This window comes from Myxococcaceae bacterium JPH2 (assembly GCA_016458225.1).
Classification (GTDB): domain Bacteria; phylum Myxococcota; class Myxococcia; order Myxococcales; family Myxococcaceae; genus Citreicoccus.
In genome coordinates, this window is record JAEMGR010000001.1 from 898,768 (window position 1) to 915,665 (window position 16,898).

A 16,898-nucleotide genomic window follows, 5' to 3' on the forward strand; every position below is an offset into this window, starting at 1 on the left:
GCGTCAGTCGCCTAGTGGCCGTGGCCCTCATGGCCGGAAGGCTCGCCGGACATGAACACGCGCGGCGGCGGCAGCGCCTGGAACGCGGGCGCGTTGGCGTCCCCGCCCGCGAGGACGAGCGCGTAGAGCAGCGCCGGAGCGGGCGGCACCACGCGGCCGTTCACCACCACGAGCGGCGTGCCCTCCAGGTTGAACTTCATCGCGGCCTCCACGTCCGAGCGCAGCTTGCCCATCGTCTCGGGGCTCGCCATGCACGCGTCCAGCTGCATGCGCGACATGGAGCCCGACGAGGCGATCTGCACCACATTGTCCGTGTCCAGCATCGCCTGGGCGTTGAAGAGCTTCTCGCGCAGCTCCCAGAAGTCCGGCGCGCTCTCCAGGCACACCTGCGCCTTGGCGGCCTGGCACCGCACGCTGGGCGCGTCCGGGCCTCGGCGCGGCATGGCCGGGTTGCACATGCCATCGAGCGGGAACTGACGCGCCTCCACCGACACGGAGCCCGCCGGCACGCGCTTCTTCAGCACGGCCAGCTCCTCCACCAGCGCCTTGCAGTGAGGGCACTTGCTGTCCGTCCACTCGACAATCTTCACGGGCGCGTCCGCGGGACCGAAGAGGCGACGCGGCGGCGTGGAGGACGGCTGCGGCGTGGCGGCGCGGTACTGCGCGAGCGCGTCCGACAGGCCCTGGCGCTGCTCCACCGTGAGGCTTCCCAGGAGCAGGTCCAGCGTCAGCGGCGTGGCGGCCGCCGTGCTCGACGCGTTGTCGGACGAGGACGCCGTCGTGGGCGGCAGGATGGCCCCGGGCGCCGAGGCCTTCGGGGTGGCGCTGCCCGGCAGCAGGGTGACGACGAAGGCCGCCACCGCGAAGCCCACCGTCCACTTCAGCGCGGGCGCCCACTCCCCGGCGCGCGGCATCACCGGCGCGGGCAGTCCACGCCACGCCACCGCGACGAAGGCGAGCACCAGCACGTAGGTGCCCAGACACGTGATGCACAGCGCGCCCACCTGGGCACTCGCGGCGGCGAACGTCACCACGGAGACCACGCCCGCGGCGGCCACCAGGCGCAACCCCACGGCGGCCGGGCGCACGTCCCGACCCGAGCGGGCCCACACGAGGTACAGCGACGCGAGGCCCACGGCGACCAGGCCCCACACGAGCCCGAGGCCCGCCACCGGCATGCCGAACAGCTCATGCAAGCGGCTGGCGAACGGCGAGTTCCACACCGTCTCGCAGTTGACGTGCTCGGAGATGCCGCAGACGGTGCTGCCGCCCTCGCGGAGGGTCAGCAACTGCGTCCATTGGAAGAGGGACAGGACACTCTCGGCGACCCCGAGCAGCAGCAGCAGGGACGCGCCGCGCGTGGGGACGGAGGGAGTCGGTGGGGCCTTGGCTGGGGCCTTCTGGCTCATACGTGCTCCGGAGGAGGGGTCATCAGGACGAGGAGGCGGGCGGGTTCCGGGCCGTCATTGGCGACCCCGTGCTCCGCGCCCGCGGGTGCGAAGACTGAGGCGCCGGGCCCATGGGTCTCTTCCTCGGTGCCCACGCGAAAGCGGCACCGGCCCTCCAGGACGACATAGACCTTGTCGGAGGTGGCGTGCCGGTGGGGCTTCTGCGACTGGCCGGCGGCCAGGCAGTAGACATCCAGGAGGAAGCGCCCGGACTGGAAGACAGCGTGTTTCTGGAGCTTCTCCAGGGAGAACCCCTGGAAGGACGACAGGTGCTTCACATCCATCGTGGCAAACGCTCCTTCGCCTCTATATAGCGACGGACATGGAACCGCTGTCGCTGCATTTTGTTCACGAGCGGGCCGGGGCCCGCTTCTTTTCCGTGGGCGGCCGCGAAGCAGTGGCCGGGTATGGGGACGACGTGGGCGCCGAGTATCGCGCGGCCCGCGACGCCGTGGGGCTCCACGATGCGTCCTACCGCGAAATCCTCCGGATAACCGGGGAGGACCGCGCCTCCTTCCTGCACGGCATGGTCACCCAGGAGGTGAAGGGCCTCCCGGTCGGCTCGGCCGCCTATGCCGCCCTCATCACCGTGAAGGGTTCCATGGTGGCGGACGCCCGCATCCTCAAGCGGGAGGACGACCTCGTCCTGGACACGGAGCCCGGCCTGGGCGCCAAGGTCCGGGAGTTCCTGGAGAAGTACCTCATCTCCGAGGACGCCGAGCTGCACGACGCCACGGGCGAGCTGGGGTGGCTGCGGCTCCTCGGTCCCCGGACGCCCGCGGTGCTGACCGCCGCCCTGGGCGCCCCGTTCGAGCCGCTGGCGCACCAGACCACCCGGACGGCCACGCTGGGCGGCCAGGAGGTCCGACTGGTGGGCAACACGTCGCTGGGCGCCTCGGACGTGGACGTGCTCGTCCCGCGCGCGGGGCTGGAGGCGGTGTGGGCGGCGCTGACTGAGGCGGGCGCGGCCGAGGGCATCCGGCCGCTGGGCTTCGAGGCCCTGGAGCTGCTGCGGGTGGAGGCCGGGGTGCCTCGGTATGGCCAGGACATGGTGGACACCACCATCCCGCTGGAGGCCAACCTCACCCACGCCATCTCGTACAACAAGGGTTGCTACATCGGGCAGGAGGTCATCGCCCGCGCCACCTTCCGCGGACACATGAACCGCAAGCTGGCGGGGCTCCTGCTCGGCGAGGCGGACGTGGCGCCCGGCACCGAGCTGCGCCGGGGCGGCAAGAAGGTGGGCTGGGTGACGTCCGTGGTGCGCTCGCCCACCCGAGGACAGCGAGTGGCGCTGGGCTACGTGCACCGGGACTCGCTGGAGCCCGGCACGGAGCTGACCCTCGCCGAGGGCCCCTCCACGGCCACCGTCTCCACCCTGCCCTTCCCGCCGGGGTAGATTCGGCCTCCATGGCCACCTCCTCGTGCTCGCTTCCGCGCCCGCGCTGGCTGCTCGCTGCGCTGGCGATGCTGTCGCTCACCGGCTGCTTCGACATGGTGGAGGACGTCTGGTTGCACTCGGACGGCTCCGCACGAGTCCGCGTGGACCTGAGCATGCCCCGAGCGCTCCTGCCGCTGGCGCAGGCCGGCGGAGAGGACCCGGTGGCGCGAGTGAAGGGGCGCACCCAGGCCGCCGAGGGCCGCCTGAAGAACGACCCGGACCTCTCCCACTTCGAGCTGTCCTATGCCGAGGAGGGAGAGCTGCTCCACGTCATCTACGACCTGACGGTGAAGGACGCCACGAAGCTGTCGACGCTCCAGCAGCGGGCCCTGGATGTCGCCACGACGGAGGAGCGAGCGCAGCTCGGAGGCTTGTGGGGGCTGCGCATCGAGAAGCCTTCGAGCGGCGAGGCCCTCTTCGTGCAGCGCTTCGAGCCGGACCAGTCGAGCGCGCGCGTGGACACCGACCTCGCGGACGCGGCGGCGAAGGAGTTGGGGCACCGCCTGGCCCTGGCCCTCTTCGCGGACCACCACGTCACAGTGCGCGTGCACGGCGAGAGCATCGGCGAGACGAACGGCACGGTGAACGCGCAGAAGGACTCCGTCGAGTGGAAGATGCCGCTCGCGGACTTCGTGAATGGCAACAACCCGGGCCGAGAGCTGCGCGCGGTCGTGTACACAGGCGCGCCCGCGTGGCTGTGGCCCCTCGTCATCGGAGTCCCGCTCGCGACCTTGGGACTCGCCATCGCCTCGGTCCGCCGCAGACGCGCGCCGTAGGCCGCTTGAGCGAACAGCACCGCCGCGCTCAGCCCGCCACGAGCATCCCCACCACGCCTCCGCCGAGCACGAGCCACGCGGAGTTGATGCGGAAGCGAAGCAGCAACACGGCGGACACCACCGACAGCGCCACCGTCCACCCATCCACCAGCGCCGAGCGCCCGAGCTGCCACGTCACCAGCGCCATCAGCGCGAGGGACGCGACGTTGACGCCATCCAGCACCGCGCCCGCCGCCCAGGAACGCCGCAGCCGAGGCACCAGCGGACCGCTCACCGCGACGAAGAAGAAGGCCGGCAGGAAGATGCCCAGCGTGGCCACCACCGCGCCGGGCGCACCACCGAGCACGTAGCCGATGAACGTCGCGGTGGTGAACACGGGCCCAGGCGTCACCTGCCCCACCGCCACCGCGTCCAAGAGCTGAGCCTGGGTAAGCCAGCCCCAACGCTCCACCAGGTCCGAGCGCAGGAAGGCCAGCAGCACATAGCCACTGCCGTAAAGGACCGAGCCCACCTTGAGGAAGAACAGGAACAGGCCCTGAAGACTGAAGGGCGTCGCGAGGGCCGCCACGCCCGAGGGCACCACGGGCCACAGCGGCACCAGACCCGCCAGCGATGACGGAGTCCCCTGCCGCCGCCGTGCCACCGCGCGAACCACAAGCACGACAAGTCCCGCGAGCAGCAACACCAGCAGCTCGTCGACGCCCAGCGCGCTGGCAGCCACCGCGCCCACGCCGAGGGCCGCGAGCCCGGCTGTCTTCACAGTGGAGCGAAGCAAGCCCCACAGGGCCTGGAGCACCACGGCGATGATGACGGGCTTCACGCCATACAGCAGCGCGTCCGCGCGAGGCAGGCTGCCGAACCGCACATAGGCCCAAGCGATGCCCGAGACGATAAGCGCGGCCGGCAGGATGAAGCAGGCACCCGCCACGATGAGCCCAAGCCACCCCGCGCGCCGGTGCCCGATGTGGATGGCCAGCTCGGTGGAGTTGGGGCCCGGGATGAGGTTGCAGGCCCCGAGCAGGTCCACGAACTCCTCGCGAGACAGCCAGCGACGGCGCCGCACGACCTCATCCTCCATCATCGCGATGTGAGCGGCGGGGCCACCGAAGGCCGTCGTCCCCAAGCGAAGGTACAGAAGGGCAAGCTCCGCCAGCGCGGGCCCCCGAGCACGCGGCGACTCAAGCTCGGAGGAAGGTTCGCGCGGTTGACTCATCCGCCGCACCCTACCCGCGTTCATCCACCGCCTTCAGCAACGGATGGACGACAGCGCCCATCGACGACAGCGCCTCACAGCGTCCTCGTCCCAACCGCCAGGCCAGCCACAGCGCCGGCAGCGTGAGCAGGTCCGTCACATCCATCACATGCGAAACCGGCCGCACCGAAGGCCAAGGAAGGCCCGAGCCCCAAGCGCCCACGGCCCGAGCCGGCCACTGCAAGCTCCCCAGACCCCAACGCCAACCATCCGCCGCGAGCCGAGACACCTTGGTCGCGGAGAAGCCCAGCCCCGCCACCAGGATGCAAACCCAGAGCACACGCCGAGAGGGACGGAAGTCTCCCATCATTCCAGTGCGAGCCACTTCCCAAAGCGCCTGCAGCAGCAGCGGGAACATGACGAGCCCCGCCGCATCCGACAGCTTCCCAGTCCACCAGGAAGGCCAGCGGGCCTTGAAGACATGGTCGTTGAGGACGAGCACGCCTACGGCCAACAACATGCCGGGATGCAACAACATGCTGCCAGGAAAGGGGCGCGAGGGAGCCGACGCATCGCGAAGCAACGGGAGGCTCATGGCTCGAACACGCCCACCGCGAGCCCTTCGGGCAGGGCGGCGTGATCATTGACATGCACATTCGCGAGGGCGTCCCATTCGACGTCGACGGTACCCTCGGCGACACCGCGCTCGACTTCAAGGCGCAAGGTCATCGGAAAGGAACACGGCACACCACTCTTCAGTCGACAGTCGGGCGCCAAGAGCGACAGGAAGGCGCGCTCGCTCACCGCGACTGACTCGCCTGCGGCCCCGAGGGTGACCGATGAGCCCAGAAGCGCGGGAGATTGCCCCGGCGGTTCCAACACCACACGCAGCCAGGGGCGCTCGGACTTGGACGGATTCGCGGGAGTCCAGCGCGCGGTGGCTCGGACTTGAAGCGCGCCCTCGACACGCTCGAAGACATCCTCCGTCGCGGAGACCTGCACCACGAGGACTCGGGTGACGCTCGGCTCCTGTGACGTGAGCTGCACGGGAGCGCCGGTGCGCGGGAGTGAAAAGACATCGGGCGACGGAGGCGCGGAAGAAGCCGCCACACTCGCGCAGGCCACGACCAACGCAAGTCGCGCGGCCCACAGTCGCGCACGAGGAGGGATGAACGAACGCAGGGGCTGCGGAGTCACCTGAAACGACGGCCTCGTGTCTGACATTGCCTCGGCTGGACCTTTCCCCGAGAGCCTCATGGCCGCCCCCGAGCACCGCACTGGAGTCATCGCGAGCGAACGCGCGCTCCAAGCCCATAGCAAGTCAGGTGCCACCCCTGTCCCGCAGACGCCCAGCAGCCCCGAGCCACCCATCAGGACCAGGTCGCGACACGCATGTCATGGAATCGCATCCACCGCTCGGTCGCATCGGATCCACCGCGGAGCACTCTCACGCGGCCCCGTGAGGACAGGCACAGACAACCTCAAGCCGAGACCCGAAGCACCGGCATGCCCGCGTAGTGGTCAACGTCATCGCGTCCGATGCTCGCGATGTAGCCATCGGGACGAACGAGCACCTTGGAGTCCCCGCGCGCCAGCAGCGTCGCCCCGGGATGACGGAGCACATCGAAGACGCGCTGGCCATTGGGCAATCGCCCATCCGGCATGCGGTCGCCAGGGTGAAGCTCGCCCATGGGAACTCCCGACGAGAGAGCGCTCTCCCGATAGTGAAGCCCAAGCTGATTCGTCAGCGCGCCCCGCTTCATCGAGCGATTCACATACAGCGTGCGACTCAGGTTCAAGACCGCGGCGGCAACCGGAAGCCGCTCAGCCTGATAGCTGTCGAGAATCGAGTCAGGTCCCCCGCGCAGTGCCCACGCGAGCTTCCACCCGAGGTTCCAGGCATCTTGAACACCCGTGTTGAGCCCCTGACCTCCCGTGGGCGGATGCAGGTGCGCCGCATCACCCGCGAGAAACACACGTCCCGCTCGGTAGCGTTGCACCATGCGAGCCTGCGGGGTGTAGCTCGATGACGTGAGCACCTCGGAGACGCGGCACTTCGTGACGGACTCAATGAGTCCCGCCACGTCCTCCACCTTCGGGCACGTCACCTGGAAGAAGTCGGAGTGCGGCATCGGGCACAACCCGAGCATGCCGCCCCGAGCCCAAGGCCAGACATGCCAGTCCGCGCGGGACAGGCCCTCGACATTCACATCGCCGACGAGCAGCGTCTTGTCCTCCACGGTCGAGCCAACCAAACCGAACCCGAGCGCCTTGCGGACCGCGCTCCGTCCCCCATCGCAGCCCACGAGAAACGCACAGCGGACCCGAACACCGTCCGAGAGCGTCACGTCGACTCCATCGTCCCGCTGAACGAACGATTCGAAGCGTCGGCCGAACTCCACCGAGACGCCCAGCGACGCGAGGCGGGCGCGGAGCACTCCTTCCGTCTTGAACTGCGGCACTTGCAGCAAGTTGGGATACGGCATCGCCTCCGTGGGCGCGTGACGCGTCCCGAGCGAGCCACCGCGAAAGCTGAACGGGCCCCAGTGGAAGCGCAGGCGCTGATAGAGGCCGCCCACCTGCGCAATCTCGGGCATCACCCCCAGCAGGTCGAAGATCTCCTGGGTGCGCGGCTGAATCCCCTTCCCGCGAGAGCCACGGGAAGGCTCCGTCGCAGCATCGACGATGCGCACCCTCACACCCCGCCGAGCCAGATCCACAGCAAGCGTCAACCCCGTGGGCCCCGCGCCGACGACGAGCACCTCTTGTTCGTACACCATACGAACCATCCTCATCGTACGATGTACGAAATGCAAGGACGGCCGAAGAAGCGGGCGAAGAAGCCGGAGGCGACCCAGTCCATCTGGACACGCCAGGAGCCGAGCACACGGCAGCCCAAGCTCTCGCGAGCGAAGATTTCCGAAGCAGCCATTGCCATCGCGGACACCGAGGGCTTCGACGCGGTGAGCATGCGAAGCGTCGCCCAGAGGCTCGGAGGCTCGACGATGAGCCTCTACTACTACGTGAAGACCCGAGCCGAGCTGTTGGCCCTGATGGACGACGCGCTGATGGGCGAACTGCTGCTCCCCACCGTGAGCAAGAAGGGCCCACAAGCCCTCCTCGACATCGCGCTCGGCACAGCGGAGATGCTGCGGAGGCATCCCTGGGCGCTGGTGGCGATGAGAGGAGCCCCACCGGGCCCCAACGCGCTCAGCCACGCGGAGCAGTGTCTGGAGACCCTGGCCGAAACAAAGCTCTCCGCGAAGGAGAAGCTGACGCTATTGGCAATGGTGGACGACTACGTCTTCGGCCACGCCCTCAGAGAAGCCGAAACACAGACTCCAACGGATGAAGCCCTCGCGAAGAAACTAATGGAGACAGGGAACTTCCCAAGGCTCGAAGAGACCTTCCGCCACGGGAAGCCAACCCCCGACCCCAAGCGCCTCCGCCGAGGACTCGAAGCCCTCATCCGCCTGTCCCTGCCGCTCTGACAGCCCTGGGCACTCAGCAGGCTCACCCTTTCGAATTGACGATGCCAGGGGCGTTCAGTCGCGTCTGGTCCCCACGTCGTTGTTTCCCAGCACCACAAAAGAATCATTCACGTAGTAGTGCGCCAACGCAGCAACCAACTCACCAGGCTGAACATCAGGTTTTTGGCGGCGTGCATTCACGACGACCTGTCGAATCTGTGCTGTGGACAGAATCATCATCAGACCCTTCTCCGACGCGAGCTGAGGCAGGCCGTCAGAATACAGATCGCGCTCCAACATCAGGCACTCACTCTCTACCGTCCATGGCGGTCCGCCACGCATGTAGAGCGCATACCCTCGAGGGCGGTCTCCAACTTCGCACAACACCGTTCCCAACGACTCAAGCCGACTCATTTTGAACGCCCTCCTCTTTTACTCCCCTGATGCACACCAAGGAGGGCGCCCATACGAAGCAGAGCGGAGGTGACGCGCGCGCCTCGCAGCAGCTTGGGGCGGCCCGTCGGGCACCCACTTCTTAGCCTCTCTCGCCTCGTCGTCTTCAATGTTCACATGGACGATACCGCGAAGGTGGATGACGAACCCGAACCTGTCGAGCAGTTCGTCCAGGGTGACGTCTCCCAATGCCCCGTCTGCGAGCACCGTCACCTGCACACGAGGAGACAGCATTTGAAGCAACCGTGCCAGCAGCGCCGCGCCCGGACTCCGAGCAACCTCGGGTAACCCGCCTCGCTGCGAGCGACGGGGACGCTAGCGGGACTCCAGTCCGGAGCGTCTGTCAGCGCCATCATTCATGACAGGCAGTTACACCATGGATACCCCGGCGAATGGGGTCAATGACAGAAAGGCTCCGCATGCTACCGCGATGGGCGGCGGCCCTGATGCTCGTGATGCTGGCCGGATGCAGCGGCACCACGAAGTCCGTGCGCCTGCACACGGGACAGGGCGACCCCGGCATCGTCACTCCGCGCACTGGCGATGCCGCGCTGGTGGAACTGGACGCAGGCGACTTCGCCGAGGTCGTCGAAGCGCTGGCCCGAAGCGTGCGGCCGTCCACGCGTCCCCAGGAAGCGGCGCGTCGGTTGTTCGAGATGGATTCTCGCAGCGGTTCGTACCTGTACGAGATACGCAGCCACCGTGTCATCCCGCAGAGCCCAGGCGAACAGCCAGAGGGGCAACAGCCCACGACTGAAGTCGAGTTGACACGGGCATACCTGCGCTGGTGCGAGCGCACTCACAAGCCCGGCGATTGCCTGCGACTCCTCGTGGAGAGTCCCACCGTCACCGGGGATGGCCGTTACGCCCTGGCCATGGCCCAGGCCGAGGGCGTCGTAATCGGCGAGCTGATGGCTGCCTTCAAAGATATGGCCGACCCCCAGGCCATGCTGTCGGCGGTTCTGTGGACGTGCACCACCTACATGGTCTTGCTCGCGCTGCCCGAGCCCACCTCGAAGGGCGTGGCCGCCGTGATGACCGCCTCGCTCATTGCCTACGTAGGGATCGATACGTTCTGGAGCCTCATCGTGGGCTTCAAGCGACTGGTGGAAGAGACGGAGCGGGCCACCACGTTTGACGAACTCCGCGAGGCTGGAGAGCGCTACGGCAAGGTCATGGGTCGCAACGCTGCGCGAGCGTTCGCCATGTTGGCCACGGCTGCCATCGGGGACACTGCGGCGGGGCTGGGGTCGAAGGTGCCAATGCTCCCCAGCGCCGCACAGGCAGCGGTGCAGGCCGAAACGCAAATGGGAATCAGGCTCGCGGCGGTCGCATCCGTGGGAACGGTGGCCGTAAGCGCCGAGGTTGTCACCATCTCCCTCGCGCCCAGCGCGGTGGCCATGGCGGCCGGAGTCACGAGCAACGGAACACCTGCCAAGTCCGGTTCCACAGGCACCAGGGCCTGGAACTCATTCAGCGGGTTCAAGAAGGCCATGGGGCCTGCGGGCCCGAACAAGGAGTGGCACCACATCGTCGAGCAGACCCCGGGCAACGTGAACCGCTTCGGCCCTCAGTCCCTCCACAACACCGAAAACATCATCCCACTGGACAAGAAACTGCACACCGACGTCAGCGCCCTCTATTCGTCGGTGCGACGCGATATCACCGGCTCGACATTGACCGTGCGGCAATGGTTGGGCACACAGTCCTTCGCAGCCCAACGTGACTTCGGGCTGTTGGCCATTGAGAACGTCGGAAAGGGGCTCTGGTGATGAACTTGGATGAGCTTGTCGAGCAGTTCGCCCAGAACGTCGTCGCCCAGAACGAGGCCATCTTCCGGGGCGACGCCAAGACTGGGAACAAGCACGCCAGGAAGTACGGCGCCGCAGTCGACAAGCTCCTCGCCCACGGAGACGCCGGGCGTGAAGCGCTCTCCGTATTGCTCAAGCATGAGCGAATGGACGTGCGCGTGATGGCGGCCGCCCATCTGCTCCGCTACCGCACGGCCGAAGCCAAGGCCGTTCTGGAGGAAGCAGCCAAGGGCCAGGGCCTGGTCCCATTTGGGGCCCAGCAAACCTTGAAGCGATGGGAAGAAGGAACCTGGGCGCTCGATCCGGCATGACCGCCGGGCTCCAATCACAGCTCAGTGCGCACTCGCGCGTGACTCGGCGGAAGCCACGGCGTGCTTGGCCATGTCCTCGAGTCCGGCAGCCCCGAGGCGCGCGAGTCCTTCCTCGAAGTTCTTCCCCTGCATGCTGTCCACGTCCAGAAGCACCGAGAACGCCTTGCCCACGAAGCCGTTCTCTCCCTCCATGCGCCAGGTCACCTTCGTTCCCTTCCCGTCCGGCACCAGGAGAAACACCGCGTAGCTCGTGGCCGAAAACGGCTTCAAGAACACCATCTCCACCCGCACCCGCTCGTCGGGCTGGCTCTCCTGGATGGTCAGCCGCCCCTCGCCCATCTGGTTGTTTCCCTTCCACGCGTACCGCGCCCCCACACCCGTCGGCGATCCATCGATGCGCCGCTCCGCGTTCGGATCCAACTTCTCGTAGGGCGACCACCGACCCCACTGGTGGAAATCATTGAGCAACGTGAAGACGACGGACGCGGGCACCGGGAGATGCGCCGTGCGCTCGATGCGGAACGCCGCCGGACGCGTGGCGACAAACGCGATGAAGCCGACGACGAGCACCGCGAGCGCAAGGAGGATGTACGTGGCCATGGGAATCTCTCTTTCGTGGGGAGAGCCGAAGCAGGCTTCCATCCCGACAACGAATGAGGATTCGGTGGATCGACACGGCCCGCATTTTTCCGGCCTGCGGGCCGTGCCACGGGGCCATCGCCCCTTGGACTACACCGGCTGCGCGTCGGGCTGACGGTCCGGATGCGCCGCCTGGAAGGCGGGGAGCGCCTCACACGCGGCCTCGATGCGCAGCAGCGTGGGGAACGCCGCCACGTCCACCGCGAAGCGCCGCGCGTTGTAGAGCTGCGGCACCAGGCAGATGTCCGCCAGCGACACCGCATCCCCCACACAGAAGCGACCCGCCAGCGGCTTCACCGTGGCCTCCAGCGCCTCCAGGCCCCGGCCAATCCAGTGCGCCGCCCAGGCCCGCTCGTCCACCTTCAGCTCGTTCTTCAGCTTCTGGAGGACCGACAGGTTCTGCAACGGCTGGATGCCCGAGTTCACCATCTCCGCGAGCATCCGCACCCGGGCCTTCAACAGCAGATCCTCGGGGAACAACGAAGGCTGCGGAATGCGCGCGTCCAAGTACTCAAGAATGGGGAGCGACTGGGACAGCCGCCGCGTCTCGCCGCCCTCCGTCCACTCCAGCGTGGGCACCGTGCGCATGGGATTGAGCGCGCGGTACTCGGCCGTGTTCTGCTTGCCCCCGTCCTCCATCAGGTGCACGGGGATGTACTCGTAGGACAGGCCCTTGAGGTTCAGGCCCGCCCGCGCACGCCAGGACGCCGAGGAGCGCCAGTAGCTGTAGAGCCGCAACCCCTTCATGGGACCTTCACCACCTTCTGCGCGATGCGCCCGAACACGCTGTGCCCCTCACCATCCCGCATCTCGATCTCGATGGTGTCGCCGGGCTTCATGAAGGGCGTCTTCGGCTTGCCCTCCTCGATGGTCTCGATCATCCGCCGCTCGGCGAGGCACGAGATGCCGCGCGCCCGGTCCGCGTTGGACACCGTGCCGCTGCCCAGGATGGTGCCCGCCGTGTAGGCGCGCGTCTTGGTGATGTGCTGGATGAGGTCGAAGAAGGAGAAGTGCATCTCCGGCCCCGCCTCGGGGTCTCCCACCAGCTGGCCGTTGAGCGTGCTGCGCATGCGCAGGTGCACGCGCCCGTCGTGCCAGGCCGCGCCCAGCTCGTCCGGCGTCACCGCGAACGGACCGAACGCCGTGGCCGGCTTGCTCTGGAAGAAGCCAAAGCCCTTGAGCAGCTCCTCCGGGATGAGGTTTCGCAACGACACGTCATTGGCGATCATCACCAGCTTGACGTGCTTTGCCCCGTCCTGGGCCTTGGTGCCCTGCGGCGTGTCGCCCAGGATGACGGCGACCTCGCTCTCGAAGTCCATGCCCCACGCCTCGTCCGCCAGCGGCAGGTCCGCGGTGGGCGCGAGGAAGTCTCCCGAGCCGCCTTGATAGACGAGCGGATCCGTCTTCAGCGTGGCGGGCGGCTCGGCGTTGCGCGCCTTGCGCACCAGGATGACGTGGTTGAGGTACGCGCTGCCATCCACCCACTCGTACGCGCGGGGCAACGGGGCGTGCAGGGCCTTCTCGTCCAGCGGGCGGCTCTGCACCGTGCCCGCCTCGAGCTGCTGCGACAGCGCGCGCAGCAGCGGCTCCTTCGCATCCCAATCATCCAGCGCGGCTTGCAGGGTGAGGGCCACGTTGGTGGCCAGCGCATAGGCTGAGTTGTCCCGCTTGACGACGATGAGCCGTCCGTCCCGGGTACCGTCCTTGAGCGTCGCGAGCTTCAATGCCGGGCTCCCTGGCGGCCAGGAGAAATAGCGGCGGCCGCCGCGTGCGCCCCGGCTTTTCCGCCGGGGGGCGGGGGGAGTCAAGCGTTCGCATGGGCATGGCGCACCGAGTCCACGCGCCCACACCTACAAGCAGCCACGCGGGCCGTCCGCGCCTCGCCTCGTCCGCGGGGACGGGGCGACCAGGCACACCCACCCGGTCGTCGCGGACCGCGTCCGTTGCCGGACGGTGACGAGCATTCCCAGCATGAAGGCGGCGGCCATTTCGCGCCCAGGCACCCGCCGCATGCGCGGCGACCGGAGGAGCCATGTCGAGGACGATGAGCCAGCGGTGGAAGCAGGGAGCGGTGCTCGGTGGCGTGCTGTGGCTCATGGGCCTGCCCACGGGCGCGCTGGCGCTCGCACCCCAAGCCGACGCGTCGACCTCGTCCTCGAAGCAGGAGGCCGCCAAGCAGCGCGCGGACATCACCGACGAGCAGGCCAAGAGCGCCATCCAGCACGCGCATGATCAGTTCCGCTACGTGAAGGACGGCAAGAACGCAGACTACATCCCGTTCCTCGCGCAGGTGAACCCGGACTACTTCGGCATCGTGCTCGTCACGGTGGATGGGCGCGTCTTCGAGGTGGGGGACAGCCAGCAGCCCTTCGCCATCGAGTCCGTCTCCAAGCCATTCACCCTGGCGCGCCTGCTCCAGGACGTGGGCGCGGAGACGGTGGAGACGAAGATTGGCGCCAACGCCACGGGCGCGCCGTTCAACTCCATCACCGTCATCGAGGAGAACAAGGAGGCCAAGCGTCCGCCCGCGGGCAACCCGCTGGTGAACGCGGGCGCCATCGCCTCGGTGAGCATGGTGCCAGCGGGCAACGCCGACGAGCGCTGGGCGCGCATCCTCGGCACCTACAACCTGTTCGCCGGGCGCAACCTCTCCGTGAACCAAGAGGTCTATCGCTCCGAGTCGGACACCAACACGCGCAACCGCGCCATCGCGTGGCTCTTGAAGTCCTATGACGTCATCCCGGGCGACCCCATGGAGGCCTTGGACATCTACACGCGCCAGTGCTCGGTGGCCATCACCGCCAAGGACCTCGCCGTGATGGGCGCCACGCTGGCCAACGGCGGCGTGAATCCCCTCACGGGCAAGCGCGTGATTGACGAGAAGAACGCGGAGAAGGTGCTGTCGATGATGCTCACCACGGGCCTCTACGAGAACTCGGGCAAGTGGTCCTTCGACGTGGGCCTGCCCGCCAAGAGCGGCGTGGGCGGCGGCATCGTCGCCGTGGTGCCGGGGCGCTTCGCCATCGCGACGTTCTCGCCTCCGCTGGATGAGGCGGGCAACAGCGTGCGCGGCCAGAAGGCCGTGCAGTCCATCGTGGACTCCATCGGTGGCGACGTCTTCAACGACCATGCGCCCGGCACCGGACAGCCCGCGGCCCGCCCCTGAGCGGCACGGGCTCGCGCGGTTCCCCCGGGGATGGGGTTTGGGTCACAGTGTCGGGCGGGCGGTCCCCGCCGCCCGATACCCCATCGCCCGGAGTCCGCATGACCGTCTGGAATGCCTCGTGCCGAGCGCTCGCCCTGGTGACCCTCCTGCCGCTCGCGGCCGTCGCGCTTCCCGTGCCCACCGCTCCCCCACCGCCCACGCGTCCGTCCAAGCAGTACACCATTGAACAGTTCATGGGGACGACCGGGCTGGTGGGCATGGACTTCACCGCCGACCAGAAGCACCTCCTCTACTCATCCAATCAGACGGGCATCTTCAACGTCTTCCGCGTCCCCGTGGGCGGAGGGACGCCCACGCAGCTCACCCACTCCACCACCGACAGCACGTTCCTCGTGAGCGCGTTTCCGCGCGACGAGCGCCTGCTGTTCCGGAGGGATCAGGGCGGCAACGAGCAGCTCCACCTCTACGTGCGCACTCCGGACGGCAAGGAGAAAGACCTCACGCCGGGCACAAAGCTGCGCGCGTCGTTCGTGGGCTGGAGCCGCGATGACTCCGCCTTCTACGTCCTCACCAACGAGCGCGACGCGCGCTTCATGGACCTGTACCGCTACGACGCGAAGACCTACGCGCGCACGCTGCTCTTCCAGAACGACGGGGGCTACGACGTCGCGGGCGTGGCGCCGGACGAGAAGTCCGTGGCGCTGCAAAAGCCCCGCACCACATCCGACAACGACCTGTGGCGCTACGACGTGGCGACCCGCGCGCTCAAGCACCTGACGCCCCACCAGGGCGACGCCCAATTCTCCGTCGCCGACTTCGACCCCGTCTCTGGCGCGCTGTACCTGCTGACCAACGTCAACTCGGAGTTCACCCGCGTGGTACGCTACGCGGACGCCACCGGGACGCTGGAGGAGGTGGAGAAGACGGACTGGGACATCGTCTCGTCCACGTTCTCGCGCAGCGGCGCCTATCGCATCACCGTCATCAACGAGGACGGCCGCGCCACGGTGCGCCTGCACGACGTGAAGAAGGGCACCGACCTGCCCCTGCCCACGCTCCCCGAGGGAGACGTCGTCGCGGTCCAGTTCTCGCGCGATGAGCAGCGGCTCTCGCTCCTGCACAACGGCGACCGCTCGCCCACCAACCTCTACGCCTACGCGCTGGCCACGAAGAAGGCCACGCGCCTGACGAACACCCTGTCGCCCGCGGTGGACGCCGAGGACCTGGTGGAGGCCCAGCGCGTGCGCTTCAAGTCGTCCGACGGGCTGGAGATCCCCAACATCCTCTACAAGCCGCACCAGGCCTCGCCGGACAACAAGGTCCCCGCGCTCGTGTGGGTGCACGGCGGCCCCGGAGGACAGACGCGCAAGGGCTACGCGGCGTTCATGCAGTACCTGGCCAACCACGGGTACGTGGTGCTCGGCATCAACAACCGGGGCAGCTCCGGCTACGGCAAGAGCTTCTTCCGCTCGGACGACCAGAAGCACGGCCGCGAGCCGCTGCGCGACTGCGTGGAGGCGCGCAAGTACCTGGCCAGCCTGCCGTACGTGGACGCCACGCGCGTGGGCATCATCGGCGGCAGCTACGGCGGCTACATGACGCTGGCCGCGCTCGCCTTCCAACCGGAGGCCTTCAACGTGGGCGTGGACATCTTCGGCGTGGCCAACTGGCTGCGCACGCTGAAGAACATGCCCCCGTATTGGGAGTCCCGGCGCCAGGCGCTCTACCAGGAGATGGGCGACCCGACGACGCAGGAGCAGATGCTGCGCGACATCTCGCCCCTCTTCCACGCGGAGCAGATCCGCAAGCCGCTGCTCGTCATCCAGGGCGCCAACGACCCGCGGGTGCTGCGCGTGGAGTCCGACGAGATGGTGCAGGCGGTGCGCAAGAACAACGTGCCCGTCGAGTACGTCGTCTTCCCCGACGAGGGCCACGGGTTCAGCAAGAAGAAGAACGAGCTGGAGGCCTACTCGCGCACGCTGGGCTTCTTGGATCAGTACCTCAAGCAGCCCGCCAGCGCCTCCGTCACCAACTGACGCGCGACCTGGGAGAAGCGGTGGGCGACGCCTCCGCCGCCCACCGCTCCACCCGCGCACGACTCAGACCCGGAGCGGATTCACCGCCTCCGGGCACTCCCAATAGGTGTACTCGCACACCGCTCGGGATGGATCACACGGCACCTGAAGGACGG

At 68.0% G+C, this 16,898-nt stretch carries 17 protein-coding genes; 7 read left to right on the top strand and 10 right to left on the bottom strand.

The window, feature by feature from the left end; all coding sequences use genetic code 11:
• Positions 1-11 precede the first annotated feature (11 nt).
• Together JGU66_03740 and JGU66_03745 are read right to left on the bottom strand one after the other, a co-directional pair.
• Positions 12-1,409 carry a thioredoxin domain-containing protein gene (locus tag JGU66_03740; protein ID MBJ6759860.1) on the bottom strand — a complete coding sequence of 466 codons (1,398 nt, stop codon included), beginning with the start codon at positions 1,407-1,409 and terminating at the stop codon, positions 12-14.
• Positions 1,406-1,732: a cupin domain-containing protein gene (locus JGU66_03745; GenBank protein MBJ6759861.1), complete on the bottom strand. Its 327-nt coding sequence runs from the start codon at positions 1,730-1,732 to the stop codon at positions 1,406-1,408. Before JGU66_03745 ends, JGU66_03740 begins: the two co-directional genes overlap by 4 nt.
• Before the next feature lie 38 nt (positions 1,733-1,770).
• Between JGU66_03745 and JGU66_03750 the strand changes: the two genes are divergently transcribed.
• Positions 1,771-2,847 (top strand): aminomethyltransferase family protein, encoded by a 1,077-nt coding sequence (locus JGU66_03750; GenBank protein ID MBJ6759862.1) that lies wholly within the window; start codon positions 1,771-1,773, stop codon positions 2,845-2,847.
• 11 nt (positions 2,848-2,858) lie between these two features.
• A complete protein-coding gene (locus tag JGU66_03755; protein MBJ6759863.1) occupies positions 2,859-3,665 on the top strand; it encodes a hypothetical protein in 807 nt (268 codons plus the stop codon).
• Between the two features lie 28 nt (positions 3,666-3,693).
• Here JGU66_03755 and chrA read toward each other — a convergent pair whose 3' ends face one another.
• From chrA to JGU66_03775, 4 genes are all read right to left on the bottom strand, one after another.
• Positions 3,694-4,878, bottom strand: coding sequence for a chromate efflux transporter (gene chrA, locus JGU66_03760; GenBank protein ID MBJ6759864.1), 1,185 nt, complete (start codon positions 4,876-4,878; stop codon positions 3,694-3,696).
• A 10-nt stretch (positions 4,879-4,888) separates the two neighbouring features.
• Complete coding sequence (locus JGU66_03765; GenBank protein ID MBJ6759865.1) at positions 4,889-5,452, bottom strand: hypothetical protein; 564 nt, start codon at positions 5,450-5,452, stop codon at positions 4,889-4,891.
• Entirely contained in the window at positions 5,449-5,862 is a 414-nt protein-coding gene (locus JGU66_03770) for a hypothetical protein (protein MBJ6759866.1), read from the bottom strand. The genes JGU66_03765 and JGU66_03770 overlap by 4 nt, the downstream gene beginning before the upstream one ends.
• 476 nt (positions 5,863-6,338) lie before the next feature.
• A complete protein-coding gene (locus JGU66_03775; protein ID MBJ6759867.1) occupies positions 6,339-7,637 on the bottom strand; it encodes an FAD-dependent monooxygenase in 1,299 nt (432 codons plus the stop codon).
• Positions 7,638-7,667: 30 nt separating this feature from the next.
• Here JGU66_03775 and JGU66_03780 point away from each other — a divergent pair, with 30 nt between their 5' ends.
• A complete protein-coding gene (locus tag JGU66_03780; protein ID MBJ6759868.1) occupies positions 7,668-8,348 on the top strand; it encodes a TetR/AcrR family transcriptional regulator in 681 nt (226 codons plus the stop codon).
• Positions 8,349-8,402: 54 nt separating this feature from the next.
• On the opposite strand, the gene JGU66_03785 is transcribed toward JGU66_03780, so the two are convergent.
• Positions 8,403-8,627, bottom strand: coding sequence for a hypothetical protein (locus JGU66_03785; GenBank protein ID MBJ6759869.1), 225 nt, complete (start codon positions 8,625-8,627; stop codon positions 8,403-8,405).
• A 572-nt stretch (positions 8,628-9,199) separates the two neighbouring features.
• Here JGU66_03785 and JGU66_03790 point away from each other — a divergent pair.
• The gene (locus JGU66_03790) at positions 9,200-10,552 is read left to right on the top strand and encodes a hypothetical protein (protein MBJ6759870.1); all 1,353 of its coding nucleotides are present in this window, start codon (positions 9,200-9,202) and stop codon (positions 10,550-10,552) included.
• Positions 10,552-10,902 (top strand): DUF2019 domain-containing protein, encoded by a 351-nt coding sequence (locus JGU66_03795; protein MBJ6759871.1) that lies wholly within the window; start codon positions 10,552-10,554, stop codon positions 10,900-10,902. The genes JGU66_03790 and JGU66_03795 overlap by 1 nt, the downstream gene beginning before the upstream one ends.
• Positions 10,903-10,923: 21 nt before the next feature.
• On the opposite strand, the gene JGU66_03800 is transcribed toward JGU66_03795, so the two are convergent.
• From JGU66_03800 to JGU66_03810, 3 genes are all read right to left on the bottom strand, one after another.
• Positions 10,924-11,502, bottom strand: a complete 579-nt coding sequence (locus tag JGU66_03800) for an SRPBCC family protein (protein MBJ6759872.1) — start codon at positions 11,500-11,502, stop codon at positions 10,924-10,926.
• Between the two features lie 129 nt (positions 11,503-11,631).
• Positions 11,632-12,288, bottom strand: coding sequence for a maleylacetoacetate isomerase (maiA, locus tag JGU66_03805; GenBank protein MBJ6759873.1), 657 nt, complete (start codon positions 12,286-12,288; stop codon positions 11,632-11,634).
• Positions 12,285-13,265 carry a fumarylacetoacetate hydrolase family protein gene (locus JGU66_03810; GenBank protein MBJ6759874.1) on the bottom strand — a complete coding sequence of 327 codons (981 nt, stop codon included), beginning with the start codon at positions 13,263-13,265 and terminating at the stop codon, positions 12,285-12,287. Before JGU66_03810 ends, maiA begins: the two co-directional genes overlap by 4 nt.
• Before the next feature lie 371 nt (positions 13,266-13,636).
• On the opposite strand from JGU66_03810, the gene glsA reads away from it, so the two are divergent.
• Positions 13,637-14,707 (top strand): glutaminase A, encoded by a 1,071-nt coding sequence (gene glsA / locus JGU66_03815; GenBank protein MBJ6759875.1) that lies wholly within the window; start codon positions 13,637-13,639, stop codon positions 14,705-14,707.
• Positions 14,708-14,805: 98 nt separating this feature from the next.
• Positions 14,806-16,743: a S9 family peptidase gene (locus JGU66_03820; protein ID MBJ6759876.1), complete on the top strand. Its 1,938-nt coding sequence runs from the start codon at positions 14,806-14,808 to the stop codon at positions 16,741-16,743.
• Positions 16,744-16,898: the final 155 nt, after the last annotated feature.